The sequence below is a fragment of the Agromyces humi genome (genome assembly GCF_009720255.1).
GTDB lineage: Bacteria > Actinomycetota > Actinomycetes > Actinomycetales > Microbacteriaceae > Agromyces > Agromyces humi.
This window is the reverse complement of the sequence record NZ_WJSP02000046.1, coordinates 1-16,856: the sequence shown is the minus strand read 5'-3', so window position 1 is coordinate 16,856 and position 16,856 is coordinate 1. Positions and strand designations below refer to the sequence as shown.

The window sequence follows — 16,856 nt, the reverse complement described above, 5'->3', positions numbered from 1 at the left end:
AGCCTGAGGCGGCGCGCGCCGAGCCTGCCCGGGCGGGCGCCGCTGCGGCAGCCGATGCCGGCCGCGCCGACATCCAGCGCTATTACCTCTGCTGCATGGAGCCCGACGGCGAGTTCGTCGAGGTGATCGTCGCCGTCTCCGATGCGGGGCGTCGCCGCTACTTCACGACCGCCGACGGTCGGCGCCTGACCGAGGTCGAGGAGGACTACTTCGACCTCCTCCGCGAGAGCGGCGCACGTTCGATGCTCGAGCTCGACGACCGCGAGATGGGCGAGCTCGAGGCCGAGTTGCGCTTCGTGCGCTCGGTGCGCGGCCGCGACCCGCTGCTCGAGATCGAGCCGCCCGATGTGCCGAGTGAGGCGCGCCTCACGTACGCGGATGAGTCGGATGCCTCGGACCTCGTGCATTCCTCAGAGCCGGTCGAGGCGCGCCGCACGCAACCCGATGAGACGGATGCCCCGGACCTCGCGCAACCGGCAGAGCCGGTTGCGCCCGTCGCTGAGACACCGTTCGAGCCGGTTGCCGCGCCGCCGGCTGAACTGCCGCTGACGGATGCCGCTCCGCCCCCGCATCCCGCGACCGAAACGATGACGACCGAGACCGAGACCGCGACGACCACCGATGACGACGATGACGACGACGACGCGGGCGACCTGCCCGACTGGACGATTGAGGAGTTCGAGGCCGTGATGATGGGATCCACGACGACGTACGAGCAGGTCGCAGCCGAGGCATCCGCCCCGACCGCCGGCGACGAATCGCAGCCGACGCTCGACACCGTCGCACAGCCGATGCTCGACGCCGTCGCGCAGGTGTCGCTCGCGAAGGGCATCGCGTTCGTCGCGCACCGCGGTCAGGTCGACCGGGTCGGCGCCGCCTACATCGACCACCCCGGCCGCGTCGCCGAGCGCTTCGACCCGGTCGGCGACCCGATCGCCGCGGCATCCGCGTGGCTGCACGAGGTGCTCGAGGGCACGGTCGTGACGGCCCAGGAGCTCCTCGAGGCGGGCGTCCTGCCCGAGATCGTCGAGGTCGTGCACCTGCTCACGCGCACGCCGGATGTCGCCGACGACGAGTTCCACGCCCGCATCCGCCGCCACCCGGTCGCGCGCCGCGTGAAGCTCGCGGCGATCGACGACAATGCCGCCCCCTGGCGCATGCGCCGCCTCGACTACGACACGCAGGTGGTGCTCGGCGAGCGGTACCGGCAGGCGCGGGAGCTGCTCGCCGACCACTGAGGCCGTCGCATGCGGCAGCGGGGCCGGCAGCTCACGCCACCGACCCCGCCGGCCCCCCACGGCCGTGCGCTCGCTAGACCTACCCGGCCGGCGCGAACACCTCGATCTCGGCGAGTTGCATCCGATACCCGCCGTCCGTCTGCCGGAGCGACGTTCCCGTCACGCGCACGTAGCGAGCGTCGCGCGGGTCGAAGGTGAACGACGGCACATCGAATGTCGTCGGCTGCGCGTAGCCGGTCTCGGATGCCGCGGGCGCCCACGTGACGCCGTCGGTCGAGGTCTCGATCGTGAAGTCGACGGGGAACCCCTTGCCGATGTCGCGGCCGTCGTAATTGCGCGGCAGCAGGTCGACCCGGCCGACCGAGGTCGTCGTGCCGAGGTCGAGTGAGATCCACTCGGCGTGGTTCGCGCCCAGTTGCGAGTCGCTCGACCAGCCCGACGACGGGTCGGTGCTGAAGCGGGCGCCGTCGGTCGCGAACGGAGCCGAGAAGCGGTCGTTCGCGAGCCCCGAGCTGCTCACCGTCACCGGTGCGTTGAGCGCGAGGTCGGCGGGCACCTCCGAGTCGAGCACGAAGCCGTCGGCGTCGCCGTCGATGAGCGTCACGCGCCGTTCGGCCGACGAGCTCTCGAGCTGGTAGCGCACGACCCCCTGGTCGTCGGCGGCCACCTCGTGGGTGGCGTTGCCGACGCGGACGGTGTAGCTCGCGCCGGGTTCCTGGCCCGACCACTGCAGCGTCACGTGCTGGTCCTCGTCCTCCGTGCGATACCGCACGGTCTGGTCGAGTACCGAGTGGTACGTGACGGTCAGGGTGTCCGAGTCGTGGATCGTCTTCGTCACCGAGCTGCCGTTCATGGCCGCAGGGAAGTTCGGTGCGATCGTCACGCCGTCGGCGGTCGGGCGGATGCCGAGCATCGACGTGTACACGCCGCCGGCGGCGTTCGCGTTCGTCGGGAACCAGGCCTCACCGAGCCGCTTCTTCAGTGACCAGTCGAGGAAGCTCCAGCCGTTGAAGCCGTCCTCCGTGTACCGCGCGAGGGTGTTGTCGAGGTAGGTCAGTGACCGCTGACGCTCGCCGACGACGTTGGCCGCCCGCATGTACATCTCGGTCATGAAGGGGTAGATCGGGCCGTCCTCGAGGCCCGACTGGAAGTGGTCGCCGCTCCACTCCTCGGTGTTCGGCAGGATCGGGTAGAAGTTCTGCGGAATCATCGGGAGCCGGTTCTTCTGCATCTCCACGTCGAGTCCGTCGAGGATCGCGCGGCCGCGGTCGAGGTCGACCATGCCGAACGCGACGGCCTGGAGGTTGAGCTGCGTGTGCTTCACCGACGCCTGCGGCGTGCCGTCGGGGCACAGCCAGTAGGCGAACATGCCCATCTTCGGGTCCCAGAGCCCGCCATCGGCGGTGTCCTTGTTGAACTGCTCCTTGAGCTGGGCGGCCGTGGCGGCGTACGAGTCGGCGCGCCCGGTGTCGCCGTACACGTCGCGTTCGATGGCGCTCCAGAGATCGAGCGCCCGGTACATCAGCTCGTTCACGTAACCGCTGCGACCGTGCACGTAGAAGGCGTCGTTCCATTCGCGCAGCGACTTCTTGGAGGTGCAGTCCTCGATGTCGTTCTTGAACAGCCCGGATGCCGCGTCGTAGCGCTGCTGCAGCATGAAGTCGATCGACCGGCGCACCGAGTCCCTGATCGAACCCAGCCACTCCTCATCGCCGGTGTACTCGTAGAGCTCGGCAGCAGCCGCGGCGTAGGCGGGGTCGGAGTCGGCGAGCGAGTTGTCGCCCCACGGGTTCGTCCGGCGGTAGGTGCGGCCGTACATGTGGCCGTTCGACCCCTGCGCATACTCGCTGAAGTAGGTGAGCAGGTTCTGCTGCGACTGCGTCATCGCCGGGTCGAAGTAGCCGAACACGGTCGGGTTCGACAGGGCCAGGTCGTACGGTCCGGTGCCGAGGTACCGCAGGCCAACGGTCGACATGCCGTACCCGGTGTCGACGACGCCCGAGCGGCCGAAGTCGTTGAGCAGCGAGGTGAGCGCGGCCGGGTCTGCGACGCCGTTGACCTCGCCGAGGTCGTAATAGGTGTCGTAGTCGGCGGCCGAGAACGAGAAGTCGACGACGTCGCGCTGGGCAGCGGCGGTGGTCACCGGCTCGTAGATCAGCGTGTCGACACCGTTGCCGGTGTGCCCGCTGTAGACGAAGCCACTCTCCTTGGTGCCGAGGACGTAGTCCCAGCCGTCCTCGGCGCTCACCTGCGTCTCTTGTGCGAGGCGTCCCTCGCTGTACGCGAACTCCGTGGCGAGCCGCCGATCGCTCGTGGCATCGACCGCGAGGGCCTGCCGACCCTCGTTCCGGAGCAGCACGAACTGGCCCTGCTCGACGCCGTAGCGATCGTTGGGCTGGTTCAGGAAGAACCCGTCGTGGCCGGTGTACGCGTTGCCGATGGGCAGGTTGCCGCCGTCGGCAGGGCGGCGGATGTTGTCCCAGACTCGCGCCCACCCGATCTCGAGCTGGCCGTTGTGCGTGATCTCGGGCGTCGCGCCCTCGGCCCAGTCGTACTCGCGCGCGACCTCGAGGTCGATGCCGTCGAGGCCGAGGTCGAACGACCACGTCTCGTCGATCACGACCTCGTCGGACTGCATGTGGAACGCGACGTCGACGCCCTTGCCGTGCACCTTCACGGAGGGGTCGGCCGCGAGCGTGCGGCTGTCGAGCTCGGTTCCGGATGCCGCGAGCTGGACGGTGCTCGAGATTCCGTCGGCCAGCAGTTCGGTGCCGTCGAGCGTGAACGAGGTGATCGCGGCGCCGCCACCGTAGGCCACGACCATGCGGAGGCCGCCATCGGTGAGGGTCAGCCTCTTCGCCGCCGGGTCGTTCGAGATGTCGCGCGTCGGTGCGGGTCCCGACGCGGCGGCGGCGGGTTCCCCGAAGGCCGGCGCCAGCCCTCCGGCGCCGATGGATGCCGCGATCCCGGCGGCGGCGATCGCCGTGGTCAGGGCGCGCCGTCGGCGCGCGGATCGGGGTGAACGGGACGGTGTCATGTGCCGTGCTCCTCAGTCGCCGCCCGGGGGCGTCGCCGAGCGACGCCGATCGTGGGCGGTGGTGAACGGGTGTGATGGAACGGACCACGCCAAGGCGGGTACACGCCGGCGTGCGCGACCGGGGCGGTCCGACGGATGCTCGCCGTCGACGATGCGCCGCACACCTTCGTGCTCGCCGCACCGGTCGCCAGCGGCATCCGGATGCCCGTGCCCTCGCGGGATCTCCGCTTCGAGGCCGGGTCATGAGCACTATGGCAAGCCGTTGCGGTTTCTGTCAATCTTTTCCATGAACTTTCCGTCGAACGCAGAAACCACAGAGATCGGGCCGCAGACGACGACGCCGCCCCAGGGCTGGCCCGGGACGGCGTCGGAGTGCGGTGCGGTGCGGTGCGGGGTGCGCGCGTCAGGCGACGGAGGTGGACTCCCGCGGCACCAGCTGGCAGTCGATGCGCCGGATGCCGGGCTCGAGCTCGCCGGTGTCGATGGCGGCGATGAGTGCCTCGGCGGCCGCGCTGCCCACCTCGTGGAGGCTCATGTCGATCGTCGAGAGCGGAGGGCGGCTCGCCTCGACCATGACGTCCCAGTTGTCGAAGCCGATGACGCCGACGGCGCCGGGCACGTCGACGTCGGCCTCGCGGAGCGCCTCGGTGACCCCGCGGGCGATCTGGTCGCTCGCGCAGATGACGCCGTCGAACGCGACACCCGAGAGCAGCACCTGCTTGATCGCCTGCCGACCCCAACGCTCGGTCCAGTCGCCGAAGAGCGGCTCGTGCACGAGTCGCAGGTCGCGACCGGCCAGCACTTCCTCGGTCGCCGCGAGCCGCACCCGCGAGGCGTCATCGCGCTGCGGTCCGGAGATGAAGACCAGCTGCTCGCGCCCGGTGGAGAGCATGTGGCGCGCGGCGGTCCGCGCGCCCTCGCCGTCGTCGGGCACGACCGACGTGTCGCGGTCGTCGCGCGACCACGCCATGGCGTAGACGACCGGGACCGGCAGGTCGGGTCGCAGGCTGTCGCGGGAGAACCCGCCCGCGCCGGTCACGAGAATGCCGTCGACGCGGCGCCGGAGGAACGAGTCGACGAAGTACTGCTCCCGGATCGGGTCGCCCCGCCCGTCGCAGAGCACGAGGGCGATCTCGTGCTCGGCGAGCGCTTCGATGGCCCCGAGCAGCACCGGCACCGTGAGGCGGCCGAAGCGATCGCTCGTGATGACGCCGATGGTGTTCGTCTTGCCGGTGAAGAGGCTCGCGGCGACCTGGTTCGTCTGGAAGTTCAATTCCCGCGCGGCGGCGAGGATGCGCTGCTTCGTCTCGTAGCGCACCGCCCCCTTGCCGGAGAGCGCCTTCGACACGGTCGAGATGGAGACGCCGGCGCGCGCGGCGACGTCGCCGGCGGTCACTCGGCGTCGGGAATTCGCGTCTTGGGTGGTCACAGGAGCACTCTACCGGCCCCGACGGAAACTTTTCCACCGCGGCAACCGACACGATCGGCATCATCTCGGGGATTGCGGAATCAGTATTGAAACGTTATGGTCGGAAACCGCAACCCTTTGCGGAATTTGCCGATCCGGTTCCGCACCCGCTGCAGGCGGGCTCGTTCATCACTGACAACGGAGTTCCCCATGAAACGACCGAACCGGTCGACGGCCGCCGCGCTCGCGGTCGGTGCCGCGATCACCTCCCTCCTCCTCACCGGCTGCGGAACCGGGGCATCCGGCAACGCAGCCGCAGCCGAGAACCTCACCGCCGAGGACTCGGGCGCGACGCTGACGCTGTGGGTGCGCCCCGGCAACGAGGCCGTGACCGACGCCGTCGTCGAGCAGTACAACGCCACCCACGACAACCAGGTCGAGATCACGCACGTGCCGGCCGACCAGTACGTGACGAAGTTCGCCGCCGCCTCGCAGTCGGGGTCGCTGCCCGACATCCTCGCCGCCGACCTCGTCTTCATGCCGCAGATCGTGCAGTCGGGCGCCGCGCTCGACCTCACCGACCTGCTCGATGACTCGGGCGCTCTCGACAACCTGGCGCCCGCCCACGTGCAGGCGTCGACCGCCGACGGCCGCGTCTACGGCGTGCCCTACGTCGCCGACACCTCGCTCTACGTGTACAACAAGGACCTGTTCCGCCAGGCCGGCCTCGATCCCGAGAACCCGCCGACGACGTGGGACGGCATCCTCGAGGCGGCCGACGCGATCACCGCGCTCGGCGACGGCAACCAGGGCTTCTACATCTCGGGCGGCTGCACCGGATGCCTCGCCTACGACTTCACCCCCACAATCTGGGCGCAGGGCGCCGAGGTCGTGAAGGAGGACGGATCGTTCGACTTCGACAACCAGGCCACGCAGGACGCGCTCGCGTTCATGCAGCAGCTCTACGAGAACGGCGACCTTCCCGACACGTCGAAGACCGACACGGGCGACGGCTTCTTCTCGGTGTTCGCCTCGGGCAAGGTCGGCATCGACTTCGCGGGCGGCAACGGAGTGAACACGGCGACGCTCGGCACCGACCCGACGTTCGAGTTCGGCCTCGCGCCGATCCCCGGGGCGGAGGACGGCCAGTTCGCCACCTTCTCGGGCGGCGACGTCGCGGCGATCACCAAGACGACGAAGCACCCGGCCGAGGCGTGGGACTTCATCCAGTGGCTGACCTCGCCCGAGACCTCCGAGGACGTCTACTACAACCTGCCGGCCCTGCCGCCGCGCACGGATGTCACGACGCCCGAGTCCCTCGGCGAGCAGTTCAGCGTGCCGGCAGAACTCGTGAAGCAGGGCCAGACCTACGTGTCTCCCTTCTACAACGAGGTCGTGGCCAGCGCCCAGGGGCCGTTCCTCGAGATGTTCCAGTCCGTCGTCTTCAACGGGGCGGACCCGGCCGAGGCCACCAAGCAGGCCCAGAAAGCGGCCGACGCCATCACGCAGTAGCCCGGCGGGTCCCGGCGCCGGCACGCCGGCGTCCGGGACCCCCGACTCTCGGAACGGAACCACCATGTCCCACACCGCAGTCCTCAGCCCGCCCGACCCGGCGGCGACGCGCGCCACGCCTGGCGGATCGGCCCCATCGGTCGCACGCTCGGGGCGGTCACGCCGTCGTCGCAGCGAAGGCCTCCAGGGGTGGGCGCTCGCCGCCCCCGCGGCCATCCTCATCGCACTGTTCTTCGTACTGCCGTTCGGCCTGACGATCTGGATGTCGTTCTTCGACTGGCCGACGTTCGGCATGCCGGCGCCGGTTGGACTCGACAACTACACCGGGGTGCTCTCCGACCCGAAATTCGGCGAGGCGGTGCTGTTCACCGTCAGCTACACGGTGGTCGCCTCGGTGCTCGGCATCCTGCTCTCGCTCGGCCTCGCGCTGCTCGTGCGGCCGAAGTTCGCGGGCCGCACGGCCGTGCGGGCCCTGCTGTTCGCGCCGGTCACCATCGGCTTCGCGCCGGCCGGCCTGCTCTGGCTCTCGATGGCCAACGCCCGCACCGGCGTGCTGCCCGACCTGTTCGCGAAGCTCGGCCTCGCTCCGGGCGGCACCGACTGGTTCGCCGAGCCCACCACGACGCTCGCCGTCGTCGTGGTGATGACGATCTGGAAGACCGTCGGCCTCGCGATGCTCGTGCTGATCACCGGCATGGACTCGATCCCACCCGAGGTGTACGAGGCGGCCAAGCTCGACGGCGCGAGGGCATGGACGACGCTCACCCGCATCACGCTGCCGCTCATCGTGAAGCCGCTCTCGCTCGTCATCCTGCTCACCGTGACGACCACGTTCCTCGCGTTCGACCAGTTCTACACGATGACCAAGGGCGGCCCCGACGGCTCGACCGTCACCGTCGTCTACTACCTCTACAACGCCGCGTTCGTCGCGCTGAACCGCGGCTACGCCGCCGCGGTCGCGGTCGTCGTGGTGCTCATCATGGCGATCATCTCGATCGCCCAGGTGCAGCTCCAGCGCGGAAGGAAGGCGAAGCCATGACCGCCCAGACGCTCACACCGACGGCCGCCGCGTCGCCACGACGCATCCGTCGCTCCCGGATCCAGGCGCAGGACCGCTCGCGCAACCCCGCGCGCATCGTCATCGCCATCGTGCTCGCCGCCCTGTTCGCGTTCCCCATCGTGTGGACGACGGTCGGCGCGTTCAAGTCGGCCACCGAGGCGAACGCCTCGCCGCCGGTGTGGTGGCCGTCGGCGTTCACGCTCGAGAACTTCGCCAAGCTCGACAGCTCGGGCTCGTCGCTGCTCGGTTACGTGATGAACTCCGTGGCCGTCACGTCGATGACCGTCGTCATCACCACCGTGGCCGCGGTGCTCGCGGGGTACGCCCTCGCGCGCTACCGGTTCCGCGGGCAGAACGTGTTCTTCGGTGTGACGATCGGCATGCTGCTGGTGCCGTACCCGGCGCTGCTCGTGTCGCTGTTCACCGTGATGGTGTGGTTCGGTCTCACGAACTCGCTGTTCGGGCTGGCGCTCATCTATGCGACGTTCCAGATGCCGTTCGCGATCTACATGATGCGCAACTCGTTCGAGAGCGTGCCCGACGAGCTCATCGAGGCCGCCGAGCTCGACGGCTGCTCGAAGTTCACGGCGCTGCCCCGCGTCATCCTGCCGCTGGTGGCACCGGGGGTCGTCACGGTCGCGCTGTTCGCGTTCCTCGCCGCGTGGAACGAGTTCCTCGCCGCGCTCGTGCTGCTCAACAACAACCCCAGCTTCACGCTCCCCATCGCGCTCGTGAACGCGCAGAACGGGCCGCTCAACACCATCGACTGGGGCGCGCTGCAGGCCGGCATCACGGTCACGATGCTCCCCTGCGTCATCTTGTTCATCCTCCTCCAGCGCTACTACGTCTCCGGCCTCGTCGCCGGCACAGGAAAGTGACATGACCGACACCATCACCTCGCAGCCGCTCGACTTCCCGACCGACCGCGTCGCCACGCCACTGCGCGAGGACCGGCTCGTGATCCGGCCGTCGTTCGTCGAGGGCGCGTTCGACAGCCACGCCGTCGACTGCCCGTTCGTGTTCTCGGTCGACGGTCGGCAGGGCATGACCTACGTCGGCTGGGACGGCGTCGGCTACCAGACCGCGCTGGCCTGGAACGACGGCGGCACCTGGACGCGAGGGGAGGTCGTCTTCCCGCGCGACCCCGCCGACCCGCTGCGCGAGTACAACGCAGCGCTCACCTCGATCGTGCGCGACAACGACCTCGCCTCGCCGGGGGAGCTGCGCCGCATCGACGGCTGGTACTACGGCACGTTCCACGCCTATCCGGGCGCAGGGTACGAGACCGGACCGGCATCGGTGGGCTTCGCCCGCAGCCGCGACCTGCGCACGTGGGAGCGCGTCGGCGGGGTGCTCTCGCCGACGGATGCCGGAGCAGGGGCTTGGGAGCGGGGTGGACTCTACAAGTCGTGGCTCATGGAGCACGACGGCCTCTTCTACGTCTTCTACAACGCGAAGGACGTCGACGACTACGGCTCGATCGTCGTGCCGCCGCCGTGGATCGAGCAGACCGGCCTCGCCGTGTCGCGGGATCTCGAGGTCTGGGAGCGGTACGCACTGAACCCCGTGCTCTCGGCCGGCGCGCCCGGCGCCTTCGACGAGCGCTTCGCGTCCGACCCCTGCGTGCTGCGCGACGGCGACGTCTGGGTCATGTTCTACTTCGGCCTCGCCACCGACGGGCACGCCCGCGAGGGCTACGCCACGAGCCGTGACCTGCGCGCCTGGGTGAAGTCCGACGAGGTGCTGCTCGACGTGGGCCCTGCCGGATCGATCGACTCGCTGCACACGCACAAGCCCGCCGTCATCACCTGGAACGGCCGCCTCGAGCACTACTACACGGCCGTGGCGTTGCAGGAGGAGCCGGTGCTCGTGTCGGGCTACGCGCAGCAGGAGCTGCGCGGCATCGCACGGGCGACGAACCGCGCCTGAGCGGATGCCGCGTGCGGCGCGGGCGGCGGTAGGGCGTCGCCCACACCGCCGCCCGCCGCGTCAGGCGACCCGCGCTCAGGCTGCCGACTGGTCCGCCGACTGCTCCCGCGCCGGCACCGCCGCGCGCAGCCCGTCGACGAGCGGGGTCGTCGGGCGGCCGATGAGCCGCGACAGGGTGCCGGTCGGCACGTCGAGCACGCCGCGGCGGATCGCGTCGTCGATGCCCGCGACGAAGGCGGCCGTGCCGGCGTCGAGCCCGACGGACTCGAGCGCCGCCACGTGCTCGTCGGTGCTCAGCGACGCGTACTCGACCGGATGACCGACGACCTCCGAGGCGGCAGCCGCGAGCTCGGCGTAGTTCCACGCCACGTCGCCGCCGAACTCGTAGACCTGGCCGAGGTGTCCGTCTTCGAGCAGCACGGCCGCGTCGCCGGCGGCGAAGTCGGCGCGGGTGGCGCTGGCCACGCGGCCGTCGGCCACGGATGCCGCGATGGTGCCGGTCGAGGCCGCGCGCGCGACATCCGCCGCGTAGTTCTCGGTGTACCAGTTGTGGCGCACGATCACGGCGGGAACGCCCGACGCGGCGATCGCCTCCTCGGTGGCCTTGTGGTCGGCGCCGAGTGCGTAGTCGAAGGTGGTCGCCTGGGGTGCGCTCGTGTAGACGAGCTTGGCGACGCCCGCGGCCTTCGCCGCGTCGATGACGTTGCGATGGCCGGCGAGGCGCGAGCCGGGCTCCGACCCCGAGATGAGCAGCACGGTGTCGACGCCGCCGAGGGCGTCCGCGATGGTCTCGGGTCGGGCGTAGTCGAGCTCGACGGTGCGGATGCCGCGTGCCGCGACGTCTGCGAGCTTCGAGGTGTCGCGGGCGCTCGCGACGAGATCGGCGGGCTGGGCGCCGCGTTCGAGCAGTGCGTCGACGACGAGGCGGCCGAGCTGGCCGGAGGCTGCGGTGACGAGGATGGTCATGATGTGGTCCTTCCGATTGCGTTCATGAAGGGCCAACCGGTTGCCACGAGCCAACCTTCCCGTGGACGTGTACCCACTTTGAAGTAAGGTACCCGCATGGTGGTAAGTCTTGCGCAGATCCGCGAGACCTCGGGAGAAGTCTTCACCGAGGGATGCCCGACGCGCGTCGTCCTCGATCACATCATGAGCAAGTGGGGCGTGCTCGTGCTGCTCGCGCTGACCGACGGGACACATCGCTGGGGAGAGCTCCGCCGCGAGGTCGACGGCATCAGCGAGAAGATGCTCGCGTCGACGTTGCGCACGCTCGAGGCCGACGGGCTGGTCGAACGCCGGTCCTACCCCGAGGTGCCGCCGCGCGTCGAGTACTCCCTCACCGGCCTCGGCCGCGACCTGATGGACCGGATGCTGCCGCTCGTCGAGTGGGTCGCGGCGAACGCCGGTCGGGTGATCCCGGTCCGATAACCCCGCCCAGCCGAACCCATACGGGGCCGGGTCGCCCGCCGGGTGGCACCTCGAGCAGGGCTCGAATCGCTACCGCTGGTGGGACGGCTCGAACTGGGGTGTCTACCACGACCAGATGCCGGGCGGGTACGTCGGCCGTTCTTCATCGGCCTGGTGCTGGGCGGCCTGCCCGACCTGCTCGCGGTCGAGGTGGTGAGCTCGAGGTCGTCGTCAGGCGCCGGTCGTTCGCTGGTCGATCGCGCGCCGGAGGCGGTCGACGTCGAGCTCGAGCAGCTCGAACGTCTCACGCAGCCGCCCCGCGGCATCCGGATGCTCCTTCTCGAGGCATCCGGCCAGCAGCAGCCCCTCGTTGCTCACCTCGCTCAGCGAGGCCATGAGCGAGCCGACCGCCGACGCCGACAGGGTCATGGTGCCGCCGGATTCCGAGGCGTCCGTCACCTCGCCGACCTCCACGGCGTACAGCAGGGCACTGCCGAGCGCGGCGCGCTCGCGTGCGCAATGACCCGTCGCGGCATCCGTCTCGTCGCCGAAGACCTCCGGCGGGACGCCGGCGCTCTCCAGGTAGGTGTCGACTTCGCCGTCGGATGCCACGATCCGCATGATCTCAGGGGCGTCGCCCTCCGTGATCTCGACCGTCGCTTCGAGGCCGCTTGCTTCATCAGCCATGTCGATCATCCTTTCGGCCGAATTCCACCCCTCGGACGCTCGGGAATCTACTCCGCGCACAGTGTCGCGGCAACGGGCGGCTCGCGGCATCCGCTCGGCTCTGGTAGTCAGGTGCACATGGCCGCACCGCACGTCGCCCTGCTGCGTGGCATCAACGTCGGCGGGCGGAATCCGATTCGCATGCCCGAACTCGTCGAGTGCTTCACCGACGCGGGATTCCGGGACGTCAGCACGTACCTGCAGAGCGGCAACGTGCTGTTCCGGCCCGGTGGCACGGGTCGCACGCGCGGTTCGAAGCTCGAAGCCGACGTCGAGGAGATGCTCGAGGAACGGTTCGGGATGCCGCTGCTCGTCGTGATCCGGTCGCGTGACGAGCTCGCCCGAACCATCGAGGCCGCCCCGACGGGGCACGGGTCACCGAAGCTGCGCAGCGACGTGTTCTTCCTCAAGCACCCGCTCACCGCCGAAGCGGCCCTCGCCGACATGCCCGAACTGCGCGAGGGCGTCGACTCGGTGGCCGCCGGACCGGGCGCGATCTACTTCTCGCGAGTGGCCGCGCGCGCGACGAAGACCCGCATCCAGAAGTTCATGGCGATGCCCGTCTTCCAGCAGGTGACGGTGCGCACCTGGGGCACCTGCACCAAGCTGCTCGAGAAGCTCGACGAGATGGATGGAGCGGGCTGACTCCTCGCCGCCGCTACCCTCGATCCATGCCCGCGACCGAACGCGAACGCCTCTTCAGCTACGGCACCCTCCGCCTGCCCGCCGTGCAACGCGAGCTTTTCGGCACCGAGCTGCCCACGGTCGACGACGCGCTCGCCGGGTGGCGGCTCCGGATGCTGCGCATCGCCGATCCCGACGTCGTCGCGTTGAGCGGCCAGGCCGAACATCCGATCCTGGAGCGCACCGACGACCCCGCCGATCGCGTCGACGGGGCCGTGCTCGAGGTGACCCCCGCGCAGCTCGCCGCGGCCGACGACTACGAGGTCGACGAGTACCGCCGCGTCCGCGCGAAGCTCGCCTCCGGCGGTGACGCCTGGGTGTACGCGGCCCAGTGATCGCGGCGCAGCGCTGAGCGGATGCCGCGACCGCCCGCTGTCGGGCAGCGCAGCACACCGTCCGGCGCGCTGCCGCCCGTCGACACCGCGCCAGGAGTACGCTCTCGCCCAGCGACGGCGCACCACGGCGGCAGCGCCGCGCGATGATGCGCGGCCTGGGCCGCAGCGAGGAGGCGGTCATGGTCCCCGAGATCAACTACTGGGCGGTGCTGCTGGCGACGGCGTCGAGTATGGCCGTCGGAGCGATCTGGTACGCGCGGGGCGTGTTCGGCACCCGGTGGGCGAAGCTCGCCAACGTCGACATGGATCGTCCTGGGGCGAGCGCGGTGATGCCGCTCATCGTCACGGTGCTCGTGAGCTTCGTCACGGCGTGGGTGCTCGCGGGCGCCTCGACGATCGCGTGGCACTTCTACGGCGGCGGCTATCTGGTGGCGGCCCTGCTCACCGGGGTGATCCTGTGGGCGGGCTTCACCGCCGCGCGATTCATCACGCACGACGTCTTCGAGGGCCGCCCGTCGTCGCTGACGGTGATGAACATCGCCCACGAGCTCGTCACGATCGTCATCATGGCGATCATCATCGGCGTCTGGCCGCCGGCCGGCACGGTCTGAGCCGCGACCGGCAGACACGAGGGGCGCCAGAAACGTTGACCCCGCGGCATCCGCCCCACTAGGGTTCGAAGGCTGCGCTCTCGGCGCGGTATCCCCGGAACCCGGCACAGGAAGGCACGACGTGTATCTGCAGCGCACGCCCAAGCCCTCCTTCGGCGAGCCCGCGATGGGGCAGCGTGACCAGCGCAGCCTCAATCGCGAACTCGACCAGGTTCTCGACCCGGCACCCTGACGCCGCCGCGGCATCCGCTCGCGATTCTCGTCACCCCGTGCCGCTCGAGGCTCGGGGTGTTCTCCTGTCTGCGCGCGACGGGAGCCCTCGGGCCCCCGGATCAACGCAACGCAACCGCACCAGACAGGAAAGGAACATGCAGAAGTTCACCAACCGGCTCGTCTCGTGGGCGAGCCTGATCGACGAGAAGACCGTCGAGCAGGCCCGCACCTCGTCGACGATGCCGTTCATCTACCCGCACCTCGCGCTCATGCCCGACGCGCACCTGGGGCTCGGCGCCACCGTGGGGTCGGTCATTCCGACGCTCGGGGCGATCATCCCGGCCGCGGTCGGCGTCGACATCGGATGCGGCATGATCGCCGTGAAGACGCAGTTCAGGGCGTCCGACCTGCCCACCGACCGGCGGGAGGTACGCGAGCAGATCGAGCGCGCCATCCCGCTCTCGGCGGGCAAGCACAACCGCAAGATCGTCGCGACCGCCGTGCCCCGCATCGCCGAGCTCGAGAAGCTCGCCGAGGTGAAGGGGTTCGACCCCGCGACGTACGCGGGCAACTGGCGCGAGCAGCTCGGCTCCCTCGGCAGCGGCAACCACTTCATCGAGGTGTCGCTCGACGAGACCGACGCGGTGTGGCTGTTCCTGCACTCGGGCAGCCGGGGCGTGGGCAACAAGATCGCGCAGCACCACATCAGGGTCGCGCAGCGGCTCGCGACGCAGTGGTGGATCGACCTGCCCGACCCCGACCTCGCCTACCTCGTCGAGGGCACGCCGGAGTTCACGCGGTACATCGCCGAGCTGCGGTGGGCCCAGCACTTCGCGCTGCTCAACCGGGAGGAGATGATGGACCGCGTCATCCGCCAGGTGAGCGAGTGGGTCGGCACGCCGGTGCAGGAGCAGGAGCGCATCAACTGCCACCACAACTTCACCGAGAGCGAGGTCCACTTCGGCAAGCGCGTGTGGGTCTCCCGCAAGGGGGCGATCCAGGCGGATGTCGGTCGACCCGGGCTCATCCCCGGCTCGATGGGCACCGCGTCGTACGTCGTCGAGGGACTGGGGCATCCGATGTCCCTGAACTCGTCGCCGCACGGCGCGGGCCGCACGTTCTCGCGGACGAAGGCGCGGCAGACCTTCACGCACGAGCAGCTGCGTGAGGCGATGACCGGCATCGAGTTCCGCGACACCGACGCGTTCGTCGACGAGATCCCGCAGGCCTACAAGCCCATCGACCAGGTCATGGCGGATGCCGCGTCGCTGGTGCGGATCCGGCACAAGCTGCGTCAGCTCGTCAACGTGAAGGGCGACTGACCGGCGAGCGGATGCCGCGGCTCGCGCGCCTCGTGCGTGCGGGTCGCGGCATCCGCACCGCCGTGTCGAACGTGCATTCCTCCTGGAATCGCCCGGCACTTCGGCACTTCGGCACCGACTACTTCGAGGGAGAGGTGATTTCACGTGACCTCACGCCTGCGGGTCGACCCTCCGTCTGCGGGCTGGTGAACACGAAGTCGTCGGCCATGAGCGCCTCGGCTCGCGCGCGATCCTGCTCGAGGAACGCCTGCATGAACGACCTGACCACTGCGACGCTCTCCGGCTCCGACATGCAGCGATGTTGAAGCGCGTGCGACCGTCCCACAACGGCGCGATATCGTCGTCTCGTCCCCCTGCAGAAGGAGTCCATCGCCGTGCCCGAACTCATCCTCTCCGGCAACGACCAGCAGACCGTGCCGGTCGTGGTCGCGATCGCGCAGGCCCTCGGCTACGTGGCGACACAGCCGACGCAGAGCAGCATCAAGCTCGAGCGCGGCGACCTCACGAAGACCCTGCTGCTGGGGGCGATGGCGGGCAAGAAGTTCCACATCTCGTTCACGTTCGACATCGGCGTCGACCAGTACGGCAACACGTGGCTGCGCTTCGACCAGGACGGCGCGCTCGGCGCGGTCAAGGGCGGCGCGATCGGCTACGCCAAGAGCAAGAGCGCCTACGGCGAGTTCATCGACACGATCCGCGCCGAGACGACGCAGCGCGGGCTGCTGCTCGGCGAGCGGTAGGTCCCGTGACCCAGACCCCCGAACCCGAGAGCCCCGCACCCCGGCTGGCCGACCCCGACGGAACCCTCTTGGCCGCCGCGGCATCCGGCGATGCCGCCACCGTCGACCTCGCCGTGCGAGCGGGCGCCGACCTCGAAGCGCGCGACGCCCATCTGCGCACGGCCCTGCTGCTGGCAGCCGCGGAGGATCATGTCGAGGCAGCGAAGGTGCTCGTCGCGGCTGGGGCCGACCCCGACGCACTCGACGACCGCAGCGATACGCCATGGCTCGTCACCGGTGTCACGGGCAGCGTCGCGATGGCGGAGGTCCTGCTGGCCGCGAATCCCGACCTCACGATCCGCAACCGCTTCGGCGGCATCTCGATCATCCCGGCGGCTGAGCGCGGTCATGTCGAGTACCTCCGGCGGGTGCTGCAGACCGGCATCGACGTCAACCACGTGAACGACCTCGGCTGGACGGCCCTGCTCGAAGCCGTGATCCTCGGCGACGGGGGCCTGCGGCACCAGCAGGTCGTGCGGGTGCTGCTCGAGGCCGGCGCCGATGCCGCGATCGCCGACCGCGAGGGCGTCACGCCGCTCGAGCACGCCCGTTCCCGCGGCTACTCCGAGATCGCCACCCTGCTGTCATAGCGGGC

The 16,856-nt window shown here is 69.9% G+C and carries 17 protein-coding genes; 12 read left to right on the top strand and 5 right to left on the bottom strand.

The genetic code is table 11. The annotated features are described in order from the left end of the window. Positions 1 to 1,238 (top strand): hypothetical protein (locus GH736_RS06590; RefSeq protein WP_159601408.1); only part of this gene is annotated, 1,238 nt, incomplete at its 5' end. A 79-nt stretch (positions 1,239 to 1,317) separates the two neighbouring features. Here GH736_RS06590 and GH736_RS06585 read toward each other — a convergent pair. Both GH736_RS06585 and GH736_RS06580 read right to left on the bottom strand, forming a co-directional pair. Further along, on the bottom strand, positions 1,318 to 4,275 hold the full coding sequence (locus GH736_RS06585) for a discoidin domain-containing protein (RefSeq protein WP_159601406.1): 2,958 nt from the start codon (positions 4,273 to 4,275) through the stop codon (positions 1,318 to 1,320). Between the two features lie 403 nt (positions 4,276 to 4,678). Further along, positions 4,679 to 5,704 (bottom strand): LacI family DNA-binding transcriptional regulator, encoded by a 1,026-nt coding sequence (locus GH736_RS06580; RefSeq protein WP_159601404.1) that lies wholly within the window; start codon positions 5,702 to 5,704, stop codon positions 4,679 to 4,681. 189 nt (positions 5,705 to 5,893) lie between these two features. Between GH736_RS06580 and GH736_RS06575 the strand changes: the two genes are divergently transcribed. The 4 genes from GH736_RS06575 (at position 5,894) to GH736_RS06560 (ending at position 10,184) form a co-directional block, all read left to right on the top strand. Next, entirely contained in the window at positions 5,894 to 7,195 is a 1,302-nt protein-coding gene (locus GH736_RS06575) for an ABC transporter substrate-binding protein (protein ID WP_159601402.1), read from the top strand. A gap of 64 nt (positions 7,196 to 7,259) precedes the next feature. Continuing rightward, positions 7,260 to 8,234, top strand: coding sequence for a carbohydrate ABC transporter permease (locus tag GH736_RS06570; RefSeq protein ID WP_159601400.1), 975 nt, complete (start codon positions 7,260 to 7,262; stop codon positions 8,232 to 8,234). Continuing rightward, positions 8,231 to 9,133 (top strand): carbohydrate ABC transporter permease, encoded by a 903-nt coding sequence (locus GH736_RS06565; protein WP_159601398.1) that lies wholly within the window; start codon positions 8,231 to 8,233, stop codon positions 9,131 to 9,133. Before GH736_RS06570 ends, GH736_RS06565 begins: the two co-directional genes overlap by 4 nt. Before the next feature lies 1 nt (position 9,134). Beyond that, on the top strand, positions 9,135 to 10,184 hold the full coding sequence (locus tag GH736_RS06560) for a glycoside hydrolase family protein (RefSeq protein ID WP_159601396.1): 1,050 nt from the start codon (positions 9,135 to 9,137) through the stop codon (positions 10,182 to 10,184). 75 nt (positions 10,185 to 10,259) lie between these two features. Here the strand turns inward: GH736_RS06560 and GH736_RS06555 are convergent, their stop codons facing one another. After that, positions 10,260 to 11,150 (bottom strand): SDR family oxidoreductase, encoded by an 891-nt coding sequence (locus tag GH736_RS06555; RefSeq protein WP_159601394.1) that lies wholly within the window; start codon positions 11,148 to 11,150, stop codon positions 10,260 to 10,262. Positions 11,151 to 11,246: 96 nt separating this feature from the next. Here GH736_RS06555 and GH736_RS06550 point away from each other — a divergent pair, with 96 nt between their 5' ends. Further along, positions 11,247 to 11,612 (top strand): winged helix-turn-helix transcriptional regulator, encoded by a 366-nt coding sequence (locus tag GH736_RS06550; RefSeq protein ID WP_159601392.1) that lies wholly within the window; start codon positions 11,247 to 11,249, stop codon positions 11,610 to 11,612. Between the two features lie 210 nt (positions 11,613 to 11,822). Here GH736_RS06550 and GH736_RS06545 read toward each other — a convergent pair whose 3' ends face one another. Then, complete coding sequence (locus GH736_RS06545) at positions 11,823 to 12,278, bottom strand: hypothetical protein (RefSeq protein WP_159601390.1); 456 nt, start codon at positions 12,276 to 12,278, stop codon at positions 11,823 to 11,825. 117 nt (positions 12,279 to 12,395) lie between these two features. On the opposite strand from GH736_RS06545, the gene GH736_RS06540 reads away from it, so the two are divergent. From GH736_RS06540 to GH736_RS06525, 4 genes are all read left to right on the top strand, one after another. Continuing rightward, complete coding sequence (locus GH736_RS06540) at positions 12,396 to 12,962, top strand: DUF1697 domain-containing protein (RefSeq protein ID WP_159601388.1); 567 nt, start codon at positions 12,396 to 12,398, stop codon at positions 12,960 to 12,962. 26 nt (positions 12,963 to 12,988) lie between these two features. Continuing rightward, a complete protein-coding gene (locus GH736_RS06535) occupies positions 12,989 to 13,336 on the top strand; it encodes a gamma-glutamylcyclotransferase family protein (protein WP_159601386.1) in 348 nt (115 codons plus the stop codon). Positions 13,337 to 13,515: 179 nt separating this feature from the next. Continuing rightward, positions 13,516 to 13,947 carry a DUF1761 domain-containing protein gene (locus GH736_RS06530; protein ID WP_159601384.1) on the top strand — a complete coding sequence of 144 codons (432 nt, stop codon included), beginning with the start codon at positions 13,516 to 13,518 and terminating at the stop codon, positions 13,945 to 13,947. A 368-nt stretch (positions 13,948 to 14,315) separates the two neighbouring features. Beyond that, on the top strand, positions 14,316 to 15,482 hold the full coding sequence (locus GH736_RS06525; protein ID WP_159601382.1) for an RtcB family protein: 1,167 nt from the start codon (positions 14,316 to 14,318) through the stop codon (positions 15,480 to 15,482). Between the two features lie 118 nt (positions 15,483 to 15,600). On the opposite strand, the gene GH736_RS06520 is transcribed toward GH736_RS06525, so the two are convergent. Continuing rightward, positions 15,601 to 15,774 carry a nuclear transport factor 2-like protein gene (locus GH736_RS06520; protein WP_159601380.1) on the bottom strand — a complete coding sequence of 58 codons (174 nt, stop codon included), beginning with the start codon at positions 15,772 to 15,774 and terminating at the stop codon, positions 15,601 to 15,603. 82 nt (positions 15,775 to 15,856) lie between these two features. Here GH736_RS06520 and GH736_RS24890 point away from each other — a divergent pair, with 82 nt between their 5' ends. Both GH736_RS24890 and GH736_RS24885 read left to right on the top strand, forming a co-directional pair. Then, positions 15,857 to 16,222, top strand: a complete 366-nt coding sequence (locus GH736_RS24890) for a hypothetical protein (RefSeq protein ID WP_235933866.1) — start codon at positions 15,857 to 15,859, stop codon at positions 16,220 to 16,222. Positions 16,223 to 16,227: 5 nt separating this feature from the next. Beyond that, entirely contained in the window at positions 16,228 to 16,851 is a 624-nt protein-coding gene (locus GH736_RS24885; RefSeq protein ID WP_235933865.1) for an ankyrin repeat domain-containing protein, read from the top strand. Positions 16,852 to 16,856 lie beyond the last annotated feature (5 nt).

Coding starts and splice junctions, on each gene's coding strand:
- GH736_RS06535 (WP_159601386.1), top strand. CDS start 12,989: ATGCCCGCGACCGAACGCGAACGCCTCTTCAGCTACGGCACCCTCCGC.
- GH736_RS06540 (WP_159601388.1), top strand. CDS start 12,396: ATGGCCGCACCGCACGTCGCCCTGCTGCGTGGCATCAACGTCGGCGGG.
- GH736_RS06555 (WP_159601394.1), bottom strand. CDS start 11,150: ATGACCATCCTCGTCACCGCAGCCTCCGGCCAGCTCGGCCGCCTCGTC.
- GH736_RS06565 (WP_159601398.1), top strand. CDS start 8,231: ATGACCGCCCAGACGCTCACACCGACGGCCGCCGCGTCGCCACGACGC.
- GH736_RS06530 (WP_159601384.1), top strand. CDS start 13,516: ATGGTCCCCGAGATCAACTACTGGGCGGTGCTGCTGGCGACGGCGTCG.
- GH736_RS06545 (WP_159601390.1), bottom strand. CDS start 12,278: ATGGCTGATGAAGCAAGCGGCCTCGAAGCGACGGTCGAGATCACGGAG.
- GH736_RS06585 (WP_159601406.1), bottom strand. CDS start 4,275: ATGACACCGTCCCGTTCACCCCGATCCGCGCGCCGACGGCGCGCCCTG.
- GH736_RS06520 (WP_159601380.1), bottom strand. CDS start 15,774: ATGTCGGAGCCGGAGAGCGTCGCAGTGGTCAGGTCGTTCATGCAGGCG.
- GH736_RS06525 (WP_159601382.1), top strand. CDS start 14,316: ATGCAGAAGTTCACCAACCGGCTCGTCTCGTGGGCGAGCCTGATCGAC.
- GH736_RS06570 (WP_159601400.1), top strand. CDS start 7,260: ATGTCCCACACCGCAGTCCTCAGCCCGCCCGACCCGGCGGCGACGCGC.
- GH736_RS06575 (WP_159601402.1), top strand. CDS start 5,894: ATGAAACGACCGAACCGGTCGACGGCCGCCGCGCTCGCGGTCGGTGCC.
- GH736_RS06550 (WP_159601392.1), top strand. CDS start 11,247: ATGGTGGTAAGTCTTGCGCAGATCCGCGAGACCTCGGGAGAAGTCTTC.
- GH736_RS06560 (WP_159601396.1), top strand. CDS start 9,135: ATGACCGACACCATCACCTCGCAGCCGCTCGACTTCCCGACCGACCGC.